A 22,138-nucleotide genomic window follows, 5' to 3' on the forward strand; every position below is an offset into this window, starting at 1 on the left:
CCTCAACTGCCCGTCTGTGGAACCGGCGGCGGTGCGACCTGTCGCCGGAACAGGATGCGCTGGTAGAGCCAGCCGATCGCCACCAGCACGACGCCGAGGCACATGAACGACAGCGCGCGATAGACGCCTGTCAGCGTCCACACGTCGATGACGAAGGCTTTGAGGATCGTCAGCGCGATGACGGCGGCAGAGGCCAGCCGCGCGCGCTCCGAATTGACCAGGATGCCGACGCCGAGCAGCACCACGCCGAAGGCGAGCCAGCCGATCGAATAGGTGTATTGCTCCGCGCCTGTGGTGCCGCCGTAGAGCAGGACCGGGCCGTGATAGAAGCGGCGGATCTCCAACGTCACGTAGGTGAGCGCAAACACCAGTGCCCCGCCCGCGATCGTATTGGCGTAGGCGATGGGGCGATGTCCCGCCACGGCGTAGGACAGCAGCAGCATCAGCATCGCGGGGAGCGCGTAGCCGAGCAGCAGCAGGTTGAACACGAGGCCGCCGACATTGACGCTGGAGAACAGCAGCGGGTTGTCCAGGATCAGCAGGCCGAACACGCTTATGAGCGCGGCGATCGCGCTGAGCGCGATCGCGCCGACATTGTGCACGATGCTGTGGCTGCGCAGTCGCAGGCGCTCCAGCCCGATCGCCATCGCGAGCGTGACGCAGACCTGCAGCGCGAACTCGAGCAGCGACGGCGGCGAGATCATGTCGCCACCGGTCGCAAAGTGCCGGATCTCCATGAAGGCGAGCAGCGCGGTGAACAGGATCGCGGCGGTCTCGACCATGCGCAGCGGCGGATCGTCGGCGCGGCGGCGCAGGAAGATGCTCGCGCCCCAGAACGATGCCGCCGGCAGGCCGTAGCCCCAAAGCAGCCAATTGAAGATCGGTGTGGTGCCGACGGCATCGCCGACGATGCGCGGATCGTAGGCTATCCGAGCGGTGACGATGCCGGCAAAGATGGCGGCGAGCCAGCGCAGGAACGGGATGGGCCGCTGCATCGAGATCCAGGCGGTGCCGAGCGACATCAGCGCGAGCGCGATGGTGAGCCAGCCCTTCTCCAGCGCGAAGGTCAGCGCCAGCGCCAGCGCGCCGAGCGTGCCGGTCGCGAACAGCGCCGTGGAGATCATGATGCCCGGCCGGGTCTCGCGGCGCGTGAGCGATTCGGTCGCAGCACCAAAGGTGGCGGCGAGCAGCACGGCGAGGATCGCAAACGGGATCGAGCGGTCGAGATGGGCGATGCGCGCATAGAGCGCAACCAGGATCGCGATCGGTGTGGCGACCGCCGCGGCCGACCACACCACGGGAATGACAGCCGAATTCGACCGGCCCTGCGCGAGGAAGCCCGCGATGCCGAAGCCGGCGGCGAAGACCGCGGCCATCACCAGATGCAGCGTCACGGAGCTGCCGATCGCTGCTGGCCCGACACCCGGCAGCGGGCCGCCCGGCAGCACCAGCATGTCGGGATTGGCCCGCACCGCCCATTCGGCGAACACGATGAAGACGGTTGCCGCGGCCGCGCCCAGCGCACCGGTTGCTGCCGGCCCACGCCAGGCGACGAGCAGGGTCGCGCCGACGAGTAGCGTGAAGGCGATCAGCGCCAGATCGGCATGCGCGCTCGACAGCACGATGATCATGGCTGCGAACAGATAGGCGCCGAGCGAGCTCGACGACACCGGTTCGATCTCGCCGTCCTCGATGGTTGGGCCGAACATGAAGCCGCAGACGACGAGGAGGGAAGCGAGCGTGAAGCCCGCAATGACGTGGAAGGCGTGCGGCGCCACCTGCAATTCGGGCTCGAGCCCCATGAAAGTCCAGAGCACCGCGAAGACGATGGTGGTCACCGCGAGCCAACGCCACAGCCGGATGCGGGCGAGGCCGAAGCTCGCGGCGGTCACGATCGCGAGATAGATGTAGAGCGCCCAATAGTCCGGCTTGCCGCTGGAGACGAGGACCGGCGTCACGAACGCGCCGACGACGCCAAGGCCCGCGAGCGCGGGCCCATGCAGCAGCGCAGCGGCCAGCGTGCCGAGCGCGACGAGGCCGAGCAGCACGAAGGCGGTGGCGGGCACGAGGAAACCGTAGAGCGCATAGGCTGCATAGATGGTCGCGAACGCCACCGCCGTGCCGGCCGCGGTGAGGATCGCTGGGATGTTGGCGATCGGCAGCGCCTGGATCGTCGAGATGCTTTCCTTGCGCCGCGTCCATTCGCCGGCACCTAGCAGCGCCAGCGCGAACAGGCCGCCGAGGAATACGCGCACGCCGGGGCCGACAAGGCCGGCCTCGATCGAATAGCGCACCATGAAGAAGCCGCCGAGCGCGAGTGCGAGCCCGCCGATCCACACCACCCAGCGCGTGCCGAGTCGCTCCTCGAAGCCGGGTGCGGATGCAGTCAGCGGAGGCGGTGCAGCGGCCTCGGTGCTCGTTTCGAGCGGCGGTGGCGAAACAGCTTCGGTGGCGGGTGGCGGTGCCGGCTCAGCTTCCGGCGCAAGCGGCGGCGGCTCCGCCGCAGCCGTCGCGGGCGCCTGCTCCCACGTCGGCGTGAGTGGCGGCGGCTGAACCCGCCGCTGCGCGTCAAACGTCTCTTCGAGCGAGCTTAGTCGGCGGCGCAGTTCGGCTGCCTGACTGGAGGCCTTGATCGCGACGAGGAAGGCGGCGATCGCAATGATCAACGCAAAGACGTCAAACGGGCCGTCGAACATGAAGCCTCCGGGCAACCGGCGGGCAGGGCCGATCGCGAAATCTTACAATCTTAGTTTGGAGCATGACCTTGCTCGGAAAACCGCTTACGCACTTTTCCGGATCATGCTCAGCGCCGGGAGCGTACGCGCAAGCCCGGCGCGGGCCGCTCCTGGAGCACGTCGCGGCGGAAGCGATAGAGCGCCGCCGGGCGTCCGCCGGTCTGTGTCGACATCGCCCCGGTCGGTTCGACCAGAGCTTCCGTTTCGACGAGGCGGCGGAAATTCTGCTTGTGCAGGTGGCGGCCGGAGATGGCCTCCACCGTATGCTGCAATTCCGTGAGTGTGAACTCGGCGGGCAAAAGTTCAAAGACGACAGGACGATACTTCAGTTTTGCACGCAGCCGCGCGATGGCTGTGGCGAGGATGCGCCGGTGATCGAACCGCATCGAGGTCCCAAGCGCGGGAAGCGTCTTGCGCGCTAATGCCGCAGGCCTGCCGTCGCGCCGCGCCTCCTCGATCAGCCCGGCCTCGTACAGGAGCTCATAGCGGTCGAGCACGCGCTCCTCGTCCCAGGGCGCACCGTCGAGACCGAAATAGAACCGCACGCGATCCTTCCGCGGCAGCGCGCGCGTCGTCTCCGGCGTCTCCTCCTCGGCCCATTTCATCAGCGCCGGGATGATGTCGCGGGCGATGATCTCTGGCGGCTGCTCGCGCCAGTCTTCCCAGGGGAAGAAGCGATACCATGGCTCGAAGCTCGCGCCGGTCGCGGCGAGCTCGCCATCGACGGCGCGCGTCAGCGCCAGATAGCCGATCGACACCATGTGCGCGCCGGTGTGGGCGGCTTCGGCATGACGGCCGCGGTCGCCGAACGTGTAGAGTTGCTCGACATAGCCGAGCCGCAGGCCCGCCTGTTGCTCGACCCAGGCGCGCAGGCCGATCTCGAAGGTGCGATGGGCGAGCGCATCGAACGGCCCGAACGGCAGGCCGGCAAGCCCGTCACCGGCGCGTGCGGTGAGGATCTGCGGTTCGTGGTCCTCGATCGCGACGATCGCGGCAGTCAGGCCAATCTCGATCGGCGTCAGCAGCATCTCGCTCATGCGGCTGAGGTCGCTGGTGTTGTGAACAAGATATGCCGGCTGATTGAGCCGGTCTCTCCGCATGCTCGCTGTAACCTCTCCCGCTTGCGGGAGAGGTCGGCGCGCAGCGGCGGGTGAGGGCTCTCTCCACGCTGGGGGTGCCCCGATGCGGAAGCACCCTCACCCATAGCCGATGCTTCGCATCGGCGTCTTCTTAAAGGACGGCGGCCGAAGGCCGCCTGTGCCTCTCCCGCAAGCGGGAGAGGGGGCGCAGTCCCGTCGCGGCTGCTATTCGGCTCCCGACTCATTCGAGCTCGATCACGAAGGGGCGGCCCTCGACCATCATCGCGCCCGGGCCCATCTCGTCGAGCGCGCGCAGCATGCGGCCGTTGCGTCCCAATGCACGATCGGCGAGGCCGACGATGCGCCGGTTCGGCGAAGCGATCGGCGAGGCCGCGCGGATCTTCTTGGCGATCTCGATCTCGTCGCGGTTCGGATTGAGCGCGCATACCGCTGCAAACGCGCTGGCGGTGGAGCGGCTGATGCCGGCGTAGCAATGCACCACCAGCGGCGCGCTGCGGTCCCAGCCCCGCACGAAATTCAACACCTGCTCGATATGCGTCTCTGACGGTGCGACGAAGCCGTCCATCTCCTCGGTAATGTCGTCCATCGACACCTTGAGATGGTTGGCCGGCAGCACGGACACGGGCCGCGCCACCTGCTCGACATTGGCCATCACCGTCAGCACGTGGCTGGCGCCAGTGAGGCGGACGGTTTCGGGAAGTGCGGCGAGGGAACAGACGTGGATCATGGCGGACCTTTTTGGCGCCGATTATAGCGAGCGGCCGTAGGGTGGGCAAAGCATCCCACATTGTCGTCCCGGTGCAGGACGGGACCCATAACCACCGGCCGGCGTGACTGAGGCGGTGGCAACTCCCAGTCTTCGCAAAACCCCTTCCCGGAGTATGTGTCCCGGCCTGCGCCGGGACGACAACAGAGATCGAGGCACCACTGCCCTACGCAATCACCGCGCCAAACCGCTCCAGGAACTGCTTCTCGGCCCGCGCCGCGGTCCAGGGCGTGAGATAGTCGCGCCGGACGCTGTCGGGTAGGCCGGGATCCTTGCCGAACAGGCGCCGTGCCTCGCTCTCGCTGAAACCGGCAAGCTCGGTCGCCTCCAGATAAGCCGCGCCGCGATCGGCAGCCTTGATCGCCTGCGTGATCTCCTCCGGCAGCACCGGCGGCAGCCCGAAGCGGATGTGGATGGCGCTGAGCAGGCGTTTCTCGACCGTTTTGTAATGGCCCTCGAGCACGGCCTTGAACGGCGAAATCATGTCGCCGATGACATATTCGGGTGCGTCATGCAGCAGGGCTGCGAGTCGCACGCGCTGGTCGACGCGCGGCATCTCATGCCGCATCACGGTCTCCACCAGCAGCGTATGCTGCGCGACCGAGAAGATGTGGGTGCCGATGGTCTGGCCGTTCCAGCGGGCCACGCGCGCCAGCCCGTGCGCGATGTCGGCGATCTCGACGTCGAGCGGGGAGGGGTCGAGCAGATCGAGCCGCCGGCCCGACAGCATGCGCTGCCAGGCGCGGGACTGCGCATCGCGCGCGGTCTTCTTCTCAGCTGTCATTTGGCCTTGAGGCGCGGCTTGCGCTGCGTCTTGCCGCAGGTCGCGTGACAATGGCAGTCGACCAGATGGTCGTTGACCATGCCGGTCGCCTGCATGAAGGCATAGACGATGGTCGGGCCGACGAACTTGAAGCCGCGCGAGGACAGCTCCTTGGAGATCTGCACCGACAGCGGCGTCGAGGCTGGTACGCTCGCGCTGGTCTTGAAATTGTTGACCTTGGGGCGGCCGTCCATGAAGTCCCACAACAGCTTCGAGAAGCCCGGTCCCTTCTCCATGATCTCCAGATACGATTTTGCGCTCAGGATCGTACCGTCGATCTTGGCCTTGTTGCGCACGATGCCGGCATCGTTCATCAGCGCGTGCACCTTTTTGTCGTTGTAGCGCGCGATCTTTTCTGGCTGGAAATCGTCGAAGGCTTTGCGGAAATTGTCGCGCTTGCGCAGGATCGTGATCCAGGAGAGGCCGGCCTGGAAGCCGTCGAGGATCAGCTTTTCGTAGAGTGCGCGGTCGTCATACTCAGGTACGCCCCATTCGGTGTCGTGATAGGCGACATAGAGCGGATCTTCGCCCGGCCAGGGACAGCGGGTCTTTCCGTCGGGATGCAGGCGAGGGGCGCGGCTCATGCGATGGGTTGCTTCGATGGAATGCGGACGATGTCGGGTTCGGTGAGTGTCAGCGCGAGGCCGCCCGCGGTGAGCGGCTGGCCCGCATCGAGCGCATCGGCGACGCGGTCGACGCGCACCAGCGCGATGCCCTTGCCGCCGGCGGTCGAGCCGATGGTGCCGACCGGCTTGTCGCCGGCGAGAATGGTGGCACCAATCTCGGGCGAGGGCCCCTCGATCAGCACCTTGATGCTGCGGGTGCGCGCGGTGCCGCGATGCTGCATGCGCGAGACGACCTCCTGGCCGACATAGCAGCCCTTGTCGAAATCGACGCCGGCAAGCCGGTCCATATTGGTCTCGTGCGGGAAGGCGTCGCTGTACATGAAATCGAGCCCGCCGCGCGGTACGCCGAGCGCGATGCGGTGAGCCTCGTATTCGGCGGCATCGACCAGCTCGGCGCCGATGAGATCGGACAGCTTCTGCTTGAGATCCTCGGGGATCAGGATGCGATAGCCGAGCTCATTGTGGCGCGGATCGGCGAAGCCGAGGTCGGGCTGAGCGGCAGGCTGGCCGTCCCAGGCTGCGAGCACGCCCAGAGCATCGGAGAGGTTTTCCACCGTGACCTTGGCGCGCAGCTTGTAGAATTTCAGCTTGGTGGCGAGGCCCTCGGCCAGCGCTTTCGGGCAATCGATCAGGAACCCGCCGCCATGGCCGGCGGGCACCTCCGTGATCAGGAAATCGACGATGATCTTGCCCTGCGGCGTCAGCAGCGCGCCGAATCGCCCCAGGCCCGGCTTGAGCCTGTCGACATCGGTGGTGACGAGGCCGTTGAGGAAGTTGCGCGCATCCTCGCCCGCGACCTTGACCACGCCCCGGTCGGGAAGAAACGCTGATTTCATGCGAAAATCTCTTGCGACATGTTGCTCCGGAACGTAAGCCCGCAAGGCAAAAACGACAAGACCTCGAGCCCTGCGCTTGGGGATGAGAGAGGCCCCATGACCCAGCGTTTCGACGTGATCCTCAAAGGCGGCACCGTGGTCAACCAGGACGGCGAGGGCCTGCGCGATATCGGCATCACGGGTGGCCGCATCGCCGAGATCGGCGCGCTGTCGCAAGCCAGCGCCGCGGAGGTGATCGACTGCAAGGGCCTGCACATCCTGCCCGGCGTGATGGATACGCAGGTGCATTTCCGCGAGCCCGGGCTGACGCACAAGGAAGACCTTGAGACCGGCTCGCGCAGCGCCGTGATGGGGGGCGTCACCGCCGTGTTCGAGATGCCGAACACCTCGCCCCTCACGGTGACGGAAGCCGAATTCACCGACAAGGTGAAGCGCGCTCGTCACCGCATGCATTGCGATTTCGCCTTTTTCATCGGCGGCACCCGCGAGAATGTGCAGGATCTGCCGGTGCTGGAGCGCGCGCCCGGCTGCGCCGGCGTCAAGGTGTTCATTGGCTCCTCGACCGGCGCGCTGCTGGTGGAGGACGACGAGAGCCTGCGGCGCATCTTCCAGGTCATCCGCCGCCGCGCCGCGTTCCACGCCGAGGACGAGTACCGCCTCAACGACCGCAAATCGCTGCGCATCGAGGGCGATGCGCGGTCGCATCCGGTCTGGCGCGACGAGACCGCGGCGCTGATGGCGACGCAGCGCCTGGTCAAGCTCGCGCATGAGACGGGCAAGCGCATCCATGTGCTGCACATCTCGACCAAGGAAGAGATCGAGTTCCTGCGCGACCATAAGGACGTCGCCTCCTGCGAAGCGACGCCGCATCATCTGACGCTGGCCGCGCCCGAATGCTACGAGCGGCTCGGCACGCTGGCGCAGATGAATCCGCCGGTGCGCGGCGCCGAACATCGCGCCGGAATCTGGCGTGGCATCGAGCAGGGCATCATCGACGTGCTCGGCTCCGACCACGCCCCGCATGCGCTGGACGAGAAGCAGAAGACCTATCCGGCCTCGCCCTCCGGCATGACCGGCGTGCAGACGCTGGTGCCGATCATGCTCGATCACGTCAATGCCGGCCGGCTGTCACTGGCACGGTTCGTCGATCTCACCAGCGCCGGCCCCGCGCGCGTCTACAACATGGCCTGCAAGGGCCGCATCGCCGCCGGTTACGACGCCGACTTCACCATCGTCGACCTGAAGCGCAGCGAGACCATCACCAACAAATGGGTCGCATCCAAAGCCGGCTGGACCCCCTATGACGGCGTCCGCGTCACCGGATGGCCCGTCGGCACCTTCATCCGCGGCCGCCGCGTGATGTGGCAGGGCGAGCTGGTGACGGCCTCGCAAGGCGAGCCGGTGCGGTTTCTGGAGACGCTGAAGGCGTAGGCCGCTCCACACTCGGTGTCGTCCCGGCGAAGGCCGGGACCCATAACCACAGGGAGACGTTTGGCGGAGACTAGTCGTTGCTGGGCCTTCTCTCGGTACGAATATCTCCGTCCACCGATAGGTCACGCGGTATGGGTCCCGGCCTTCGCCGGGACGACATTGAGGAAGCATGGGAGAGCATTCAATGACTCAACCCCTCATCACCACCGAGCAACTCGCAGGCCTGCTCGGCGATCCCGACCTCCGCCTCTACGACTGCACGACGTACAACGAGCCGGTGCCGCCGGGCAGCGACGTGCCGTATCGAGCGGTGCCCGGCGACAAGACGTTTGCGGCCGGCCACATTCCCGGCGCCGATTTCCTCGACCTGCAGGGCGAGTTCTCCGACACCTCCGCGCAACAGTTTTTCATGATGGCCGATGTGGCCCAGTTGCAGGCTGCCTTCGGCCGGCACGGCCTCGATGCATCCAAGACCATCGTGCTCTACAGCATCGGCACGATGATGTGGTCGACGCGGTTCTGGTGGATGCTGCGCTCGCTCGGCGTCGATGCGCGTGTGCTCGACGGCGGTTTCGACAAATGGAAGGACGAGGGGCGGCCGGTCGAGAGAGGTGCGCCGAAGGGCTATCCTGCCGCGACGTTCAAGGCCGCGCCGCGCCCAGGCTATTTCGTCGACAAGAACATCGTGAAGGCCCGGATCGGCGATCCCGCGACCGTTATCGTCAACGCGCTCGGTCCGCAATTTCATCAGGGTCTCGAGCCGAGCCGCTACGGCCGGCCCGGCCGTGTGCCGGGCAGCGTCAACGTCCCAGCGGCGTCGCTCACCAATGCCGACAAAACGCTGACGACGCTTGCAGAAGCCGAGGCCAAATTCACCGCCCAAGGCGTTACGCGCGATAAAAATGTGATCCTGTATTGTGGCGGCGGCATCTCGGCGACGATCGACCTGCTCATGCTGACGCAGCTCGGCTACGATAAGCTCACGCTCTATGACGCCTCCATGGGCGAATGGGCGCGGGATCCGGCGCTGCCGATCGAGACGGATTAGGGTGCTTACTTACCCTCCCCTGGAGGGGGAGGGTCGGTCGCGCGCAGCGCGAGCGGGGTGGGGTGACAGTCTTTCGCCATTGGCGGTGCCCGTTTGGAGAGATCACCCCACCTCGCATTGCGCTTTGCTCCATGCGAAGCGACCCTCCCCCTCCACGGGAGGGTCGGAGCCCCGAGTAAGAATGTTGGGAACCTTTCGTTTGGGCCTGCATCCAATGTCCGGAACGAAGCGAAACAAGCAGGTAACAGCCATGCAACGGACCGCAGCCGGCCTGTCCGCCGGCGCCAGGACATTGGAAGCCGAGCTGATCGACCGGGCGCGGGGCCGAGACGAAGCCGCCTTGCGCGAGATCATGCAGGCCAACAACCGCAGGCTCTATCGCCTCGCGCGCGGAATCCTGCGCAGCGACAGCGAAGCCGAGGACGTGGTGCAGGAAACCTACGTCCGCGCGTTCACCCGTCTCGATGGCTTCCGGGGCGAGGCCGGGTTGTCGACCTGGCTGTCGCGCATCGCCATCAACGAGGCGCTCGGCCGGGTACGCAGCCGAAAGCCCGATGTCGAACTTGGCGCGATACCAGATGCCGCGCTCGACGCGCAGATCATCAAGTTTCCCGTTTCTCCCGCAGGTGATCCGGAAAGGACAATGGCCCAACGTGAAATCCAGCGCGTCGTCGAACGCGCCATCGACGAGTTGCCGGATGTCTTCCGCATGGTGTTCGTCGCCCGGGTCATGGAAGGCATGAGTATCGAGGAGACCGCCGATCTGCTCGCCGTCAAGCCCGAGACCGTGAAGACGCGGCTGCACCGCGCCCGCACCATGCTGCGCGAGAACGTCGAGAAGGAGATCGGCCCGGTGGTGATGGATGCGTTCCCGTTCGCCGGGTGGCGCTGTGAGCGCTTGACTGAAGCAGTGCTGAAGCGGCTCGGCTTCGGCAGCTAAAATTTTCGGGAACGTTTGCGCGAAATGCCCATCCAACTCCTGTGAAGCAACGCGCCGGCCCAAACGTCCGGCACCACAGGAGTATCAAGCCATGTTCTTCCGATCGAGCGCGGCGATCGCCGCAGCCGTCCTGCTGTCGAGTCCTGCGCTGCTGCAGGGCGCTCGCGCAGCCGACAAGCCCACCGATCCGCAGATCGCCCATATTGCCTACACCGCGGGCGTGATCGACATCAACGCGGCCAAGCAGGCGCAGAAGAAAGCCAAGAACAAGGACGTCAAGGCGTTCGCCGAGGACATGCTGCGCGACCACGAGGCCGTCAACAAGCAGGCGCTCGCGCTGGTCAAGAAGCTGAACGTCACGCCTGAAGATAACGACACCAGCCGGGCGCTGTCGAAGCAGGCGAGCGACAAGATGGCTGAGCTCGACAAGCTGAGCGGCGGCGCCTTCGACAAGGCCTATGTCCAGAACGAGGTCGCCTACCACAAGACGGTCAATAGCGCGTTGGAGACCCAGCTCATTCCGTCCGCGAGCAATAACGAGCTGAAGAGCCTGTTGCAGACCGGCCTGAAGATCTTCCAGGGCCATCAGCAGCACGCCGAGCACGTCGCGGCCGAGCTGAAATAGGAGGGTGCGATGAAGCCGGGACGCCTCGCTTCGATCGCGCTTGCGGTCATGGTCCTGTCAGTGGTCGTCCCGGCACGTGCGGCGACCATTCAAATCACGATGGATAATCTCGTGATCTCGCCGGCCGAAATCTCGGCCAAGGTCGGCGACACCGTTGAGTGGATCAACAAGGACATCTTCGCCCACACCGCCACCGCGACCAATGGCGATTTCGACGTCCCTCTGCTGCCGAAGAAGTCAGCGACGTTCGTTTTGAAGAAGGCGGGAACGGTCGGCTACTACTGTCGCTATCATCCCAATATGAAGGCGACTCTGAAAGTCGAGCCCTGATCCCTGGGCGTGCATTCCCGATCGCATCGGGAACGTCTCCCGGTCATCGCCAGACTAATGCTTGTCCGCGTTCAATCGCTTCCGTGCGATAAATCGCGGCAGACTTCGCGAGCACTTCGCAAAGTCATTCATCCGTGAACTGGCCCCGTCCCGTGGCGGGGTCATTTTTCGAAAAGGGTTATTGCCTGGAGAGGCTGACCGAGAATTCGCCGTTGCGGATGCGGCCGGGAAAGCCCTCGACGAATTTCGCCACCGCGTCCTCGCCGTAGGTGCCGACGAGTTCGGCAAAGGCCGCGAACAGGCTCGCCTGAGCCAGGCAGTCGCCGTCGACACCTTCATGGCGCGCCTCGGCCCATGCCTCATTGAGATAGCTCAGTGCGGCCTGTTTCTGCTCGTGATCGGGCAGTGGCGCGCGGGCGGGGGCGTAGGAAATCGGCTGGCTCATGAAACTCGATCAGGGCTGGGGCGCGATCCACGGCGATGCGCTGTGCGAGAGGTGTAGCACGGGCGTTAACGACCGCTAGGCCACATCTTTAAGAACGGTTAACGGCTGTGAACAAAATCGATGACAGAGTTCCAGCTACCGCCAAACCCTCATGGTGGGGAGGCGCGCAGCACCGTCTCGAACCATAGAGGCCCACGCTGTTGCAGCCGGGCTCTTCATCCTTCGAGACGCCGCTTCGCGGCTCCTCAGGATGAGGGACTAGCAGCGCAGGGCGCGATTGAAAGAAAGAGTCTAGTTCGCGTAGCGCGCCGTGAGATCGCGCGAGATCTTCGAGCCTTCCTCGATATAGCGGCGGATCGCCACCGTGGCCGCCGGCGTGCAGCTCCGATAGGTCTGCTGGAAGCCGTTATAGCCGCGGTTGAAGCCGGCGATCATGCGGGTGCGGCGCTCGCCGGAGGGGGTTTCGGCATCGATTAGCGCCTGCATCTCGTTGCGCCATTTGTTGCCCTCGTTGGACCCGCAGATGCCGCGCAGATAGTGCAGCCCGCCGAGGATCTCCGCCAGCCGCTGCAAATCGCCGTCAAACGGCGCTGCCCCCTCCTGGCCCCGGGCGGGCACGGAGGCGCAGGCGAGAATCAGGACAAAAATGGCCAGAAATCGCGTGGACATCGCCGGGTGTATGCCCCCTTCGCTCAATGGACGCAAGGCGAGCCACGGGAGCGGTGCGCTCCCTCCTCCGCTTGCGGGGGAGGGGTGGGGAGAGGGTGCTTCCGCGGGCGAGAATCCCCAAGAGGAGAAAACCCTCACCCGCCGCGCTCCCGCGCGTCGACCTCTCCCGCAAGCGGAAGAGGTGCAGCGGAGCTCGCGGCTCGCTCTAAGCCCCAATCAGACGCCGCGCCGACTGGATGACCTCCTCCAGCCCCCCGGTCAGCTTGAGGTCGACGAGGCCTGCCAACGCGTCCGGGGCAATCCAGCGGTAGTCGTCGAGCTCGTCGTTGAGAACGGGTTCCTTGGCTACCCAGCGGGCGGCAAAGGACATGATCAGGTAATGACCGGCTCCGGCCGCCGCCGGCAGCACCTCGCGCCAGCCGGCGAGACCAATGATCTCGATGGCGAGCCCGGTCTCCTCATCGACCTCGCGCAGCAGGGCCTGGTGCAGCGATTCGCCGAACTCGACCCGGCCGCCGGGCAGCGAATAGAACCCTTTTGCGGGCGAGCGGGCGCGGCGGGTTAGAAGCACCTTGCCGTCGCGAAAAATCGCGGCACTGACCGCAATCTGGGGGTGAGCAGGCTGGACCGCCGAAACCACGGCTCAGTTCGCCATGATGGTGTCGATGTCGGCTTCGGCGCCGCCATTGATGATGCCGCCGCAGGCCGCGATCAGCGGCTTGACCCAGGCCGTGGCCTGCTCGGCGAGCCGGACGCGCGTCGTGTCCTTCTCGACCTCGCGCATGGCCGAGCCGACCGCGGTCAGGATCGACGTCATGGTATCCGTGATGTGGTCGAACTGGGCGCGCACGTTGGGATCGGCCTTCTCATAGGCCTCGATGGCGAGGTCGCGCGCCCTGAAATTCGACGCGGTGAAATGCTCGGCATAGGACAGTGGCGTCCAGGTCAGAAAATCTTCCGCGCATTCCGGCATGTCGGGGACCATTTCCAGCAGCATCACGGCTTCATTGAAATGGTTGAGATAGTCGGTGGCAAGCCCGGTCCGCGGGTTGATGTTGGCGACGCGCAGCCGCTCGGCCCAGGCGGCGGCCTCGGGGCCCGTCTGTACATGCGTCCGCGCGGGCTGGGAGACCGTTGAGCTCATCGGCCGCAGTGTTAACGTTCGGGGTTAAAAGGACCTGAACGGACCCTATATAGATACCCCAGGATGTGTGGACGCTTCGTCATAACTTCGGCCCCCGCGGCTTTGCGGCAACTGTTCGGCTATGTCGAGCAGCCGAATTTCCCGCCCCGGTACAACGTCGCCCCGACGCAGCCGATTCCGGTCGTGCTGATCGAGAACGGCGCACGCCATTTCCGCCTGATGCGTTGGGGCCTGCTGCCGAGCTGGGTCAAGGACCCCCGCGGATTTACGCTCCTGATCAACGCCCGCTCCGAGACGGCGCTGGAGAAGCCCGCCTTCAAAAAGGCGATTCGCCGCCGGCGCGGCCTGATCCCGGCGGACGGCTATTACGAGTGGAAGGCGGAGGGTGGCCGCAATCAGCCCTTCTTCATCCATCGCGCCGACGGCGCGCCGCTCGGCTTTGCTGCGGTGTTCGAGACCTGGGTCGGCCCGAACGGCGAGGAACTCGACACGGTCGCGATCGTCACGGCGGCGGCAGGCGAGGATCTCGCCGCGCTGCATGACCGCGTGCCCGTCACCATCAGCCCGCGCGATTTCGAGCGCTGGCTCGACTGCCGCAGCGACGAAATCGACGCGATCCTGCCGCTGATGGCCGCCCCGCGCATTGGCGAGTTCGCCTGGCACCCCGTCTCCACCCGCGTCAACCGCGTCGCCAATGACGACGAGCAGTTGCTCTTGCCGATCAGTGCTGAGGAGATGGAGGCGGAGGTGGTGAAGCCGAAGAAGGTGGCGCGGAAGGCTGCGGTTACCTCGGTGGATGACGGGCAGGGGTCGTTGTTCTGATCGCCGATGCCGTAGGGTGGGCAAAGCGAAGCAGTGCCCACCATCGTGCGCCAAGCAATCGATAGGTGGTGGGCACGGCGCGTTGCGCCTTTGCCCACCCTACGGCAGCGGTGTTTCACACAATTTCCCTTGCCCGCAGCGCTGCGATCTCCGCCGCATCGAACCCCAGCTCGCCCAGCACCGCATCCGTATCCGCGCCCAGCTCTGGCGCCATGCGATCCAGCTTGCCGCCGCCATGGGCGAGCTTGAACCCGCTGCCGGCAAAGCGCAGGCGCCCATAGGGCGTGTCCAGCTCCTGGATCGCGCCGCGTGCCTTGATTTGCGGGTGGTCGATCACCTCCTCGACCTTCCAAATGCTGGCGCAGGGTGCGCCGGCGTCTTCCAGGATCGTCTCCCATTCGCGTGCCGGCCTTGCCGCCAGCGCTTCCTCGATGATGGCGCGGAGCGCGCCCTCGTTTTCGTTGCGGGAGAACCAGTCAGCAAAGCGCGGATCACTCAGCGTGTCCTCGCGGCCGAGTGTGCTCATCAGCGCGCGGTACTGCTTCTCGTTGTTGACCGCGAGCAGGATGTGGCCGTCGCCGCATTTGAACAGGTTGGCCGTGGTCCTGCGGCTCACCGCCTGGTTGCCCGAAAGTGTTTGACGGTGGCCGGCGACCGACCAGTCCGCGATCTGCCCTGACAGAAACGCCATCGTCGCCTCGAGCATGGAGACGTCGACGAGCTGGCCCTTGCCGGTGCGGTCGCGCTGATACAGTGCGCTCGACACGCCAAACGCAGCGGTCGCGCCCGACAGCACGTCGCACACCGCAAAGCCCGCGCGCGTCGGTCCCGTCTCGGGATGGCCGGTGATCGCCATGATCCCGGACAGCGCCTGCATCTTGCCGTCATAGCCGGGCCGCAAGCGGTCCGGGCCGGTCTGGCCGAAGCCTGATACGGCGCAATAGATCAGCTTCGGATTGATCGCCGAGAGCGCCTCGTAGCCGATGCCGAGCTTGTCCATCACGCCGGGGCGGAAATTCTCCATCACGACGTCGACGGTCTCTGCGAGCTTCTTCACGATCGCGATCGCCTCCGGCTTCTGCAGATCGAGCGTCAGGCTGCGCTTGTTGCCGTTGATGGCCTGGAATGCCGGCGCCAGCCCGCGCTCGGCCCATTCGCGGCTGAGCGGCGTGCGGCGCATGTCCTCGCCCTCGCGCCGCTCGACCTTGATGACGTCGGCTCCTAGCAGCGCGAGCTGATAGCTCGCATAGGGACCGGCCAGCACTTGCGTGAAGTCCAGGATCTTCACGCCCTCGAACGGTCGCGTCACGTCGCTCTCCCTTTTTCTTCGTTATCGGAGGACGTCAGGCGGCGCGGTTGCCGCGCGCGATCTCCTTCTGCTTGTCGAATTCGGCGCGGCGCCGCGCCAGCTCTTCCGGCGAAAGCTGCGCCACGTTGTTGTAGTCGAGCTTCCAGGAGGCATCCTCGCTCCAGCGCAGCGGCGACTGCATCGTCGTCTGCGGACCGCTTGCGGTCTCCAGCAGTTTTAGCGCGAGCTCGAGCGTCTGCGCCTGCGAGGTGATGTCGTGTGGCTTGCCGGCGGAATTGCCGAGCGGGAAATCGGAGAACAGGAAGCGCGGCACGGCCGCGTGCTCGATGATGTCCTTGGCGCAGCCCATGATCACGGTCGGAATGCCGTTCCGCTCCAGGTGCCGCGCCACCAGCGCGGTGGTCTGGTGGCAGACCGGGCAGTTCGGCACCAGCACCGCGATGTCGACCTTGTCGGCAAGACAGCGCGCCAGGATCTCCGGCGCGTCGGTATCCAGCGTGACCCGATGGCTGCGGTTGGTCGGTGCGCCGAAGAAACGCGGCGCGACCTCGCCGATGCGGCCAGCGGCGCTGGCCTTCAGGAGCTGCGGCAGCGGAAACCAGGTGCCGCTGTCGGTCGCGCTGGTGTGCTTGCGGTCGTAGCCGATGTGCGAGATGCGAAGGTCGTGCTCTTTCGACGTGTCGCCGTCATAGACCTGGTAGAATTTCGCGCTGCCATTATACGCCGCGCCCGGCCCCTGATCGCCCTTGGCCGGATCGAACGGCGCCGCGGTCGTGATGATCGTCACGCGCGACTGCGCCAATGGCTTCTTCAGCGGCTGGAACGGTGCCTCCGTGTAATGCGCCCAGCGATACGGCGTGGTGTAGCCGATCGCCGCGTAATAGTCGCGCGTGCGCTGCATGTAGGGCACGGGCGAATCGTAGTCGGGCGCAAAGCCAAATTCGTCGTCGCGCGGAGCGGACATGGGCGCGTCTCCTGGTTCTTGGTTAGGGCCCAGACTAGAGATAGTTTTCAAGTTGCTCAACGGGGAGTGGGGTGGCGCAGGCCAGAATTGCAGATGAGGATGATGCGGCGCGGACTCTTCCCTCCCCTGGAGGGGGAGGGTCGGCTCACATGGAGCGTAGCGAAATGTGAGACGGAGTGGGGTGACGGTCTCTCCACATCCAACAGTGCCCGAGTAGAAAGATCACCCCATCCCGCTCGCGCTGCGCGCGATCGACCCTCCCCCTCCAGGGGAGGGTGAAGAGCGTCACCTACCTGAACACCTGCAGTGCCACATACTGAAGCAGCATGATCGCCTTGGCGTCGATGATGCGGCCGTCTGCGATCATCGCCAGCGCCTCGTCGATGGAAAGCTCCAGCACCTCGATGTCCTCGCCCTCATGTTCGAGGCCGCCGCCGTCGCTGACCCGCATCTCCGGCTCATATTCGGCGATGAAGAAATGCAGTTTCTCGGTGATGGCGCCGGGGCTCATGAAGGCCTCGAACACCTTGTGGACGTCGTGCAGGCGATAACCGGTTTCCTCCTCGGCCTCGGCGCGGATGCGCACCTCGGGGGCGGCATCGTCGAGCACGCCGGCGGCCGCTTCGATCAGCAGATCGTCGTAGCCGCGGATATAGGCGGGCAGACGGAACTGGCGCACCAGGATCACCGTGCGCCGGGCGCGGTTGTAGGGCAGCACGGCCGCGGCGTTGTCGCGCTCATAGGTTTCCCGGTGCTGCGTCTGCCACTCGCCATTGGCGCGCCGGTACTCGAACGTGGTGTTCTTCAGGGGGGTCCAATTGTCGGAGAGCACGCGGACGTCCTTGATGCGGACGCGGTCGGAAATGGTCATGGCTCGATCTCAGTTGCTTGAAGTCGTGGCGCGGCCGTTGAGCCACTTCTGGAACATCACCGAGGTGGATTCCTCGAAGCCCAGTGACTGGTAGAACGCATTGGCCTGCGCGTTTTCGCGGCGGACCAGGAGCTGGAGCTTCGGAATTCCGGCCGCCCGCAGCCAGTCCTCGGCCGCTGTCATGATGACGCGGCCGTAGCCGCGCTTCTGGCTATCGGGATCGACGGCGACGTAATAGACCCAGCCGCGATGGCCGTCATGGCCGACCATGATTGTGGCGACGGTCGCGCCATTGTCGCGGCCGAGCAGCACGGTGGAATTGTCGCGCCGCCGCGCCAGCGCGATGTCGGCATGCGGATCGTTCCAGGGCCGGGTCAGGCCGCAGCGCTGCCACAGCGCGACGACGGGCTCGATGTCGGCATCCGTGATGGCGTCGATCGTAATGGCGCTCACAGCACCTTCCCCGGATTCATGATTCCCAGCGGATCGAGCATCGCCTTGATCGACCGCATCAGCTCGATCGCGGTCTTGTCCTTTACCTCGGGCAGCTCGTTGCGCTTGAGCACGCCGATGCCGTGCTCGGCCGAGATCGAGCCACCCATGCGCAGCACGATCTCGAACACGACCGCGTTCATCTCGTGCCAGCCCGCCAGGAAATCCGCACTGTTGGCGCCGACCGGCTGGCTGACATTGTAGTGCAGATTGCCGTCACCGAGATGGCCGAACGGCACCGGCCGCGCCCCGGGGATCAGCTTCACCACGGCGGCATCGGCCTCGGCGATGAAGGCGGGCACGGCGGCGACGGGCACGGAGATGTCGTGCTTGATCGAGCCGCCTTCCGGCTTCTGTGCCGCCGACATCTCGTCGCGCAGCTTCCAGAAGCCGGCGCGCTGGGTGAGGTTGGCCGCGATCACGGCATCGTCGACGATCTCCTCTTCCATGGCGCGGGTCAGGATCGTCTCCAGCGGCGTGCGCGCATCCTCGCTCGGAGAGGACAATTCCATCAGCACGTACCAGGGATGCTTTTCTGCGAGCGGATCGCGCACGTCGATGCCGTGGCGGATCGAGAAATCGACCGCCATCTGCGACAACAGCTCGAAACTCGTCAGCGCATTGGCGGCCTCGCTTTGCGCGATCGTGAGCAGTTTGAGCGCCGCCGCCGGCGACTTCAGCCCGACAAAGGCCGTTTCGACCGCCCGCGGCTTCGGAAACAGTTTCAAAGTCGCCGCCGTGATGATGCCGAGCGTGCCTTCGGCGCCGATGAAGAGGTTGTGCAGGTTGTAGCCGGTGTTGTCCTTCTTCAGCTTCGACAGCACGTTCAGCACGCGCCCGTCGGCCAGCACCACCTCCAACCCCAGCGCCATCTCGCGCGCGACGCCATAGGCGAGCGCAGCGGTGCCGCCGGCATTGGTCGAGAGATTGCCGCCGATGGTGCAGCTCCCTTCCGCGCCGAGCGAGAGCGGGAACAGCCGGTCGACCTCCGCCGCCTTCTGCTGCGCGATTTGCAGCACGACGCCGGCCTCGCAGGTCATGGTGTTGGAGGCGGTGTCGACCTCGCGGATCTTGTCGAGCCGGCGCAACGACACCACGACTTCGCCATTGTGCGGCGTCTGCCCGCCGACGAGCCCGGTGTTGCCGCCCTGCGGCACCAGCGCGATCCTGTGCGCGGAGGCGAGCTTGCAGATCTCCGAGACCTCCGCCGTCGAGCCCGGACGCAGCACCAGCGGCGAGCGGCCGTGAAACAGATTGCGCTCCTCGGTGACGTAAGCCTCGATGTCGGCGGCATCGGTGATCGCGTGGCGCTCGCCGACGATCTTGCGAAATTGTTCGATCAACTCGGGCGCAAGCGGCGGGGTAGCGGATTGATTGACGTTCATGGTGTTGTCTCTTCTCAAGCTTCTTATCGCCCAACCGCAGCCCGGCGCAGCCGGTCGTTGATCGCTTCGCCGAGTCCTTCTTCGGGGATCGTCATCACGGCGATCGCGCGTGGCCCTCTGGCATCGAGGGCGCGAAGATAGCCGAACAGATTGGCAGCGGCTTCATCGAGATCACCGGCGGGCGACAAATTCATGACAGCGGCGGCTTCAGCGCCAGGCGGGTGCACCGGGCCGAATGCCAGCAGCGCTTCGCCCGGCGCCACCTCGCGCGCATTGAGCCGTACGGCCGCGCGCGGCGCATAATGCGAGGCCAGCATGCCCGGCGCCAGCGGCTGGCTGTCCTCGCTCTCGGCCTCCGCGGGCGGCCGCGCCAAGGGCGCGCCGAGCACGGCCTCGATTCGCTCACGCGACAGCCCGCCAGGGCGGAGCAGCATCAAGGTCTCGAAGCAGCCGACAATCGTCGATTCGACGCCGACCTCGACGGAGCCGCCGTCAATGATCAGATCGATCCGCCCCGCAAGGTCGCTTTCGACATGGGCGGCCAACGTCGGCGAGACATGGCCGGAGATGTTTGCGGACGGCGCCACCACCGCCCCGCCAAAAGCGCGCAGGATCGCCTGCGCCACCGGATGGGCGGGGATGCGGATCGCGACCGTGTCGAGGCCGGCGGTGGCGAGATCGGCCACCGGGCAGTCGTCCGTCTTCGGCACCACCAGCGTCAGCGGCCCCGGCCAGAACGCCTCCGCGAGCTTCAGGGCGCGTGCATCGAACCGGCCGATCCGCCGCGCAGCGGCAACGTCCGCGACATGGGCGATCAGCGGATTGAACGCGGGCCGCCCCTTGGCGGCGTAGAGATGGGCGATCGCGGCGGCATTGGCGGCATCCGCCCCGAGCCCATAGACCGTCTCGGTCGGAAACGCGACCAGACCACCGGTCGCGAGCGCCCGGGCCGCGGCCGCGGCGGCAGCCTCTCCGGCCGGTAAAATCAGCGTTTCAAGACCCGTTTTCACAGGGATAAAATTCCTCAACTCGGCCGCTTGCGGTGCGCGAAACCCGACGCTATAAGCCGCCTTCTTGTCGGAGTGTGGCTCAGCCCGGTAGAGCACTGCGTTCGGGACGCAGGGGTCGCAGGTTCGAATCCTGCCACTCCGACCATTCTTCCAAAAGTCGACGTATTCTGGCAGACCGGCCGCCGGCGCCTCGGGAGTGCCTTTTTGCAACGATTTTCGGGGCGGGTCCACGGCCGATTTGGCCCAAGCAGGGACGTCTGTGCGCGTGGCATGGCTCGCGCGGATCAAGGCGTTTTCCGTCCACGCCGATTGCGGTCGATCCTGTGCAGGCCACGAGGTCGCGCAGGTTGGCGCATCTGACCGGCCCGCAGCCCTGGCACTCCGTTTGCTCAGTCATGACCAAAGGCAGCCCCTAGCGGAGGGACTGTTTCAGGTTGAGGCAAAAACAATGAAAGAAGTGTCCCGTTTCGGCTCCAATGGAGAGCTTCGGCTCAGCGCGCTGATTGCGGATCTGTGGTGGCGCGTTCAGCTCATGAACTCCGATATCCTCGAAGAAGAGGCCAAGGCCGGGGTGTTTGACGTGAAGGACCCGTCCTATCCGTTGCTCGCGATGAACCTTCGCGCGCGACGTGAGAATCTCGTGTCGACGATAAACGCGCTGGAGCAACGCGCGAAATCGGGCCGCGCCGCGGCGTGAGGTCGGTGCTCTGGCTGCGCGCCAATGGTTGGGTTGGTTGACCGGCCGCCTGTTTCGGCAATTTGGCCCGCGTCGCCCACGGCAACGGCCTGGGCCGCAAGACACAGCGAGATCACCGCCGCGCCACCAGCACGCCGACCAAAAACGCCACCATCAGCGACGGCAGCGGCGCCTCGCGCACCATGCCGCGGACGATGTCGGGCCAGTGCGGGGCCGGGACGAGACTTGGCGACCTGACGTCGGCCAGCGGCGTCATGCCCCATTCCGAGGCGAGGTCGGTGATCTCGCGTGTGGCCAGGCGCGAGCCGTCGCGGACGCGGAAGATGGCGGCGTCGGATCGGTCGCGCGGCGCGAGCGCCATCAGCGTCGCGATCGCGGTACGCAACGTCATCTCGCCATAGCCTTGCAGCCTCACCGACTCCTCGGGGTCGGACGTCATGCGAAATCCCTCACGGCGCGAAGTGGCGCGCGATGGTGAATGCAGCCGCCGCGCATAGGACCAGCGTGGAAATCGCGCCGGTGACGCCGCGCGCAAGATGGGCCCGCGTCAGGTGCCTGGTCATGATCTTGCTCCATGTTCAGCATGGAAATGGTGGTGCGCGAGGTTGGTTCCTTGCGGCACGCGCGAATCGCGAAAGGCCTGATGACTTGCCCTGATTACTTGCGCAGCAGCTCGCTCAGGGCGGCCGTCGCCTCGGCGCAGCGGATGTCGTCGATCTCGCGCGACAGGCTGAGCGCGCTCGATCTCAGCTCTTCGATCTTCCAGCTCTCGGGATGCTGGCTTTCGAGTTGGCCGAGCCGCTTGTTTAGCTCGTCCAGTCTCGACTGGAGCTGCCCGATGCTGGCGGCCCCATTCACTTTCCAAACGCGCTGTGCACGCATCGTATTTCCCCTGCTGGTCTCACGGCGTTGTGAGAGCGGTTCGTGGCCGGAATGGGAGTTTCTTTTGTCCGGCTTCAGACGGTGGGGAACCGTTGCAGATTGGCAACGAAGTTCCCTTGTTTTTGCACGCGATCGCATGATGAGACCTGCAGGCACAGAATTTGATTCCAACCGGCAAGGTCGTGGGT

25 protein-coding genes and 1 tRNA gene are annotated in these 22,138 nt (G+C 65.7%); 8 read left to right on the forward strand and 18 right to left on the reverse strand.

Annotation, left to right across the window (positions count from 1 at the left end):
- Nucleotides 1-2: 2 nt before the first annotated feature.
- From LRP30_RS10685 to LRP30_RS10710, 6 genes are all read right to left on the reverse strand, one after another.
- A complete protein-coding gene (locus LRP30_RS10685) occupies nucleotides 3-2,696 on the reverse strand; it encodes a DUF2339 domain-containing protein (protein ID WP_249760287.1) in 2,694 nt (897 codons plus the stop codon).
- Nucleotides 2,697-2,803: 107 nt separating this feature from the next.
- The gene (locus LRP30_RS10690) at nucleotides 2,804-3,772 is read right to left on the reverse strand and encodes an NAD regulator (RefSeq protein WP_128935532.1); all 969 of its coding nucleotides are present in this window, start codon (nucleotides 3,770-3,772) and stop codon (nucleotides 2,804-2,806) included.
- 283 nt (nucleotides 3,773-4,055) lie between these two features.
- Nucleotides 4,056-4,562: a protein-tyrosine phosphatase family protein gene (locus LRP30_RS10695; protein WP_128935531.1), complete on the reverse strand. Its 507-nt coding sequence runs from the start codon at nucleotides 4,560-4,562 to the stop codon at nucleotides 4,056-4,058.
- Between the two features lie 205 nt (nucleotides 4,563-4,767).
- Nucleotides 4,768-5,385 carry an HD family hydrolase gene (locus tag LRP30_RS10700; RefSeq protein WP_128935530.1) on the reverse strand — a complete coding sequence of 206 codons (618 nt, stop codon included), beginning with the start codon at nucleotides 5,383-5,385 and terminating at the stop codon, nucleotides 4,768-4,770.
- Entirely contained in the window at nucleotides 5,382-6,008 is a 627-nt protein-coding gene (locus LRP30_RS10705) for a DNA-3-methyladenine glycosylase I (RefSeq protein ID WP_128935529.1), read from the reverse strand. Before LRP30_RS10705 ends, LRP30_RS10700 begins: the two co-directional genes overlap by 4 nt.
- On the reverse strand, nucleotides 6,005-6,886 hold the full coding sequence (locus LRP30_RS10710; protein ID WP_249760288.1) for a folate-binding protein: 882 nt from the start codon (nucleotides 6,884-6,886) through the stop codon (nucleotides 6,005-6,007). The genes LRP30_RS10705 and LRP30_RS10710 overlap by 4 nt, the downstream gene beginning before the upstream one ends.
- 96 nt (nucleotides 6,887-6,982) lie before the next feature.
- Here LRP30_RS10710 and LRP30_RS10715 point away from each other — a divergent pair, with 96 nt between their 5' ends.
- The 5 genes from LRP30_RS10715 to LRP30_RS10735 all read left to right on the forward strand — a co-directional run bounded on the left by LRP30_RS10715 (nucleotide 6,983) and on the right by LRP30_RS10735 (nucleotide 11,260).
- On the forward strand, nucleotides 6,983-8,317 hold the full coding sequence (locus LRP30_RS10715) for a dihydroorotase (protein ID WP_249760289.1): 1,335 nt from the start codon (nucleotides 6,983-6,985) through the stop codon (nucleotides 8,315-8,317).
- A gap of 184 nt (nucleotides 8,318-8,501) precedes the next feature.
- Nucleotides 8,502-9,365, forward strand: coding sequence for a sulfurtransferase (locus LRP30_RS10720; protein ID WP_249760290.1), 864 nt, complete (start codon nucleotides 8,502-8,504; stop codon nucleotides 9,363-9,365).
- A gap of 250 nt (nucleotides 9,366-9,615) precedes the next feature.
- The gene (locus LRP30_RS10725) at nucleotides 9,616-10,305 is read left to right on the forward strand and encodes an RNA polymerase sigma factor (protein WP_164939094.1); all 690 of its coding nucleotides are present in this window, start codon (nucleotides 9,616-9,618) and stop codon (nucleotides 10,303-10,305) included.
- A 91-nt stretch (nucleotides 10,306-10,396) separates the two neighbouring features.
- Nucleotides 10,397-10,930 (forward strand): DUF4142 domain-containing protein, encoded by a 534-nt coding sequence (locus LRP30_RS10730; RefSeq protein WP_249760291.1) that lies wholly within the window; start codon nucleotides 10,397-10,399, stop codon nucleotides 10,928-10,930.
- Nucleotides 10,931-10,939: 9 nt separating this feature from the next.
- Nucleotides 10,940-11,260, forward strand: coding sequence for a cupredoxin family copper-binding protein (locus LRP30_RS10735; protein WP_128935523.1), 321 nt, complete (start codon nucleotides 10,940-10,942; stop codon nucleotides 11,258-11,260).
- A 178-nt stretch (nucleotides 11,261-11,438) separates the two neighbouring features.
- Here LRP30_RS10735 and LRP30_RS10740 read toward each other — a convergent pair whose 3' ends face one another.
- The 4 genes from LRP30_RS10740 to LRP30_RS10755 all read right to left on the reverse strand — a co-directional run bounded on the left by LRP30_RS10740 (nucleotide 11,439) and on the right by LRP30_RS10755 (nucleotide 13,518).
- Nucleotides 11,439-11,705: a hypothetical protein gene (locus tag LRP30_RS10740; protein ID WP_091892566.1), complete on the reverse strand. Its 267-nt coding sequence runs from the start codon at nucleotides 11,703-11,705 to the stop codon at nucleotides 11,439-11,441.
- Nucleotides 11,706-11,996: 291 nt separating this feature from the next.
- Nucleotides 11,997-12,374: a TIGR02301 family protein gene (locus LRP30_RS10745; protein ID WP_128935522.1), complete on the reverse strand. Its 378-nt coding sequence runs from the start codon at nucleotides 12,372-12,374 to the stop codon at nucleotides 11,997-11,999.
- 205 nt (nucleotides 12,375-12,579) lie between these two features.
- Nucleotides 12,580-13,014 carry an NUDIX hydrolase gene (locus LRP30_RS10750; RefSeq protein WP_249760292.1) on the reverse strand — a complete coding sequence of 145 codons (435 nt, stop codon included), beginning with the start codon at nucleotides 13,012-13,014 and terminating at the stop codon, nucleotides 12,580-12,582.
- A 3-nt stretch (nucleotides 13,015-13,017) separates the two neighbouring features.
- Nucleotides 13,018-13,518 (reverse strand): hypothetical protein, encoded by a 501-nt coding sequence (locus LRP30_RS10755; protein WP_128935520.1) that lies wholly within the window; start codon nucleotides 13,516-13,518, stop codon nucleotides 13,018-13,020.
- A gap of 63 nt (nucleotides 13,519-13,581) precedes the next feature.
- On the opposite strand from LRP30_RS10755, the gene LRP30_RS10760 reads away from it, so the two are divergent.
- Nucleotides 13,582-14,340, forward strand: a complete 759-nt coding sequence (locus LRP30_RS10760; protein ID WP_249760293.1) for an SOS response-associated peptidase — start codon at nucleotides 13,582-13,584, stop codon at nucleotides 14,338-14,340.
- Between the two features lie 115 nt (nucleotides 14,341-14,455).
- Here LRP30_RS10760 and LRP30_RS10765 read toward each other — a convergent pair whose 3' ends face one another.
- The 6 genes from LRP30_RS10765 to LRP30_RS10790 form a co-directional block, all read right to left on the reverse strand.
- Nucleotides 14,456-15,649: a CoA transferase gene (locus tag LRP30_RS10765; RefSeq protein ID WP_128943194.1), complete on the reverse strand. Its 1,194-nt coding sequence runs from the start codon at nucleotides 15,647-15,649 to the stop codon at nucleotides 14,456-14,458.
- Between the two features lie 34 nt (nucleotides 15,650-15,683).
- Nucleotides 15,684-16,613, reverse strand: coding sequence for a glycine reductase (locus tag LRP30_RS10770; protein ID WP_128943193.1), 930 nt, complete (start codon nucleotides 16,611-16,613; stop codon nucleotides 15,684-15,686).
- A 289-nt stretch (nucleotides 16,614-16,902) separates the two neighbouring features.
- A complete protein-coding gene (locus LRP30_RS10775) occupies nucleotides 16,903-17,484 on the reverse strand; it encodes an NUDIX domain-containing protein (protein ID WP_128943192.1) in 582 nt (193 codons plus the stop codon).
- 9 nt (nucleotides 17,485-17,493) lie between these two features.
- Nucleotides 17,494-17,937 (reverse strand): GNAT family acetyltransferase, encoded by a 444-nt coding sequence (locus LRP30_RS10780; protein WP_249760294.1) that lies wholly within the window; start codon nucleotides 17,935-17,937, stop codon nucleotides 17,494-17,496.
- The gene (locus tag LRP30_RS10785; protein WP_249760295.1) at nucleotides 17,934-19,361 is read right to left on the reverse strand and encodes an FAD-binding oxidoreductase; all 1,428 of its coding nucleotides are present in this window, start codon (nucleotides 19,359-19,361) and stop codon (nucleotides 17,934-17,936) included. Before LRP30_RS10785 ends, LRP30_RS10780 begins: the two co-directional genes overlap by 4 nt.
- A 23-nt stretch (nucleotides 19,362-19,384) precedes the next feature.
- Nucleotides 19,385-20,371, reverse strand: coding sequence for an L-threonylcarbamoyladenylate synthase (locus LRP30_RS10790; protein ID WP_249760296.1), 987 nt, complete (start codon nucleotides 20,369-20,371; stop codon nucleotides 19,385-19,387).
- A 68-nt stretch (nucleotides 20,372-20,439) separates the two neighbouring features.
- Here LRP30_RS10790 and LRP30_RS10795 point away from each other — a divergent pair.
- Both LRP30_RS10795 and LRP30_RS45215 read left to right on the forward strand, forming a co-directional pair.
- Nucleotides 20,440-20,516: transfer RNA gene (locus LRP30_RS10795), tRNA-Pro, on the forward strand.
- A gap of 120 nt (nucleotides 20,517-20,636) precedes the next feature.
- A complete protein-coding gene (locus tag LRP30_RS45215; protein WP_346016212.1) occupies nucleotides 20,637-21,068 on the forward strand; it encodes a hypothetical protein in 432 nt (143 codons plus the stop codon).
- A gap of 112 nt (nucleotides 21,069-21,180) precedes the next feature.
- On the opposite strand, the gene LRP30_RS10805 is transcribed toward LRP30_RS45215, so the two are convergent.
- Complete coding sequence (locus tag LRP30_RS10805; RefSeq protein WP_128935365.1) at nucleotides 21,181-21,507, reverse strand: hypothetical protein; 327 nt, start codon at nucleotides 21,505-21,507, stop codon at nucleotides 21,181-21,183.
- Between the two features lie 218 nt (nucleotides 21,508-21,725).
- Nucleotides 21,726-21,950 carry a hypothetical protein gene (locus LRP30_RS10810; protein WP_091892541.1) on the reverse strand — a complete coding sequence of 75 codons (225 nt, stop codon included), beginning with the start codon at nucleotides 21,948-21,950 and terminating at the stop codon, nucleotides 21,726-21,728.
- Between the last annotated feature and the right edge of the window lie 188 nt (nucleotides 21,951-22,138).

It is taken from the genome of Bradyrhizobium sp. C-145 (assembly GCF_023375135.1).
Classification (GTDB): domain Bacteria; phylum Pseudomonadota; class Alphaproteobacteria; order Rhizobiales; family Xanthobacteraceae; genus Bradyrhizobium; species Bradyrhizobium zhanjiangense.

Bases quoted from the DNA above. Each gene is read 5' to 3' on its own strand.
- LRP30_RS10685 (WP_249760287.1), bottom strand. From the start codon at position 2,696: ATGTTCGACGGCCCGTTTGACGTCTTTGCGTTGATCATTGCGATCGCC.
- LRP30_RS10690 (WP_128935532.1), bottom strand. From the start codon at position 3,772: ATGAGCGAGATGCTGCTGACGCCGATCGAGATTGGCCTGACTGCCGCG.
- LRP30_RS10695 (WP_128935531.1), bottom strand. From the start codon at position 4,562: ATGATCCACGTCTGTTCCCTCGCCGCACTTCCCGAAACCGTCCGCCTC.
- LRP30_RS10700 (WP_128935530.1), bottom strand. From the start codon at position 5,385: ATGACAGCTGAGAAGAAGACCGCGCGCGATGCGCAGTCCCGCGCCTGG.
- LRP30_RS10705 (WP_128935529.1), bottom strand. From the start codon at position 6,008: ATGAGCCGCGCCCCTCGCCTGCATCCCGACGGAAAGACCCGCTGTCCC.
- LRP30_RS10710 (WP_249760288.1), bottom strand. From the start codon at position 6,886: ATGAAATCAGCGTTTCTTCCCGACCGGGGCGTGGTCAAGGTCGCGGGC.
- LRP30_RS10715 (WP_249760289.1), top strand. From the start codon at position 6,983: ATGACCCAGCGTTTCGACGTGATCCTCAAAGGCGGCACCGTGGTCAAC.
- LRP30_RS10720 (WP_249760290.1), top strand. From the start codon at position 8,502: ATGACTCAACCCCTCATCACCACCGAGCAACTCGCAGGCCTGCTCGGC.
- LRP30_RS10725 (WP_164939094.1), top strand. From the start codon at position 9,616: ATGCAACGGACCGCAGCCGGCCTGTCCGCCGGCGCCAGGACATTGGAA.
- LRP30_RS10730 (WP_249760291.1), top strand. From the start codon at position 10,397: ATGTTCTTCCGATCGAGCGCGGCGATCGCCGCAGCCGTCCTGCTGTCG.
- LRP30_RS10735 (WP_128935523.1), top strand. From the start codon at position 10,940: ATGAAGCCGGGACGCCTCGCTTCGATCGCGCTTGCGGTCATGGTCCTG.
- LRP30_RS10740 (WP_091892566.1), bottom strand. From the start codon at position 11,705: ATGAGCCAGCCGATTTCCTACGCCCCCGCCCGCGCGCCACTGCCCGAT.
- LRP30_RS10745 (WP_128935522.1), bottom strand. From the start codon at position 12,374: ATGTCCACGCGATTTCTGGCCATTTTTGTCCTGATTCTCGCCTGCGCC.
- LRP30_RS10755 (WP_128935520.1), bottom strand. From the start codon at position 13,518: ATGAGCTCAACGGTCTCCCAGCCCGCGCGGACGCATGTACAGACGGGC.
- LRP30_RS10760 (WP_249760293.1), top strand. From the start codon at position 13,582: ATGTGTGGACGCTTCGTCATAACTTCGGCCCCCGCGGCTTTGCGGCAA.
- LRP30_RS10770 (WP_128943193.1), bottom strand. From the start codon at position 16,613: ATGTCCGCTCCGCGCGACGACGAATTTGGCTTTGCGCCCGACTACGAT.
- LRP30_RS10775 (WP_128943192.1), bottom strand. From the start codon at position 17,484: ATGACCATTTCCGACCGCGTCCGCATCAAGGACGTCCGCGTGCTCTCC.
- LRP30_RS10785 (WP_249760295.1), bottom strand. From the start codon at position 19,361: ATGAACGTCAATCAATCCGCTACCCCGCCGCTTGCGCCCGAGTTGATC.
- LRP30_RS10805 (WP_128935365.1), bottom strand. From the start codon at position 21,507: ATGACGTCCGACCCCGAGGAGTCGGTGAGGCTGCAAGGCTATGGCGAG.
- LRP30_RS10810 (WP_091892541.1), bottom strand. From the start codon at position 21,950: ATGCGTGCACAGCGCGTTTGGAAAGTGAATGGGGCCGCCAGCATCGGG.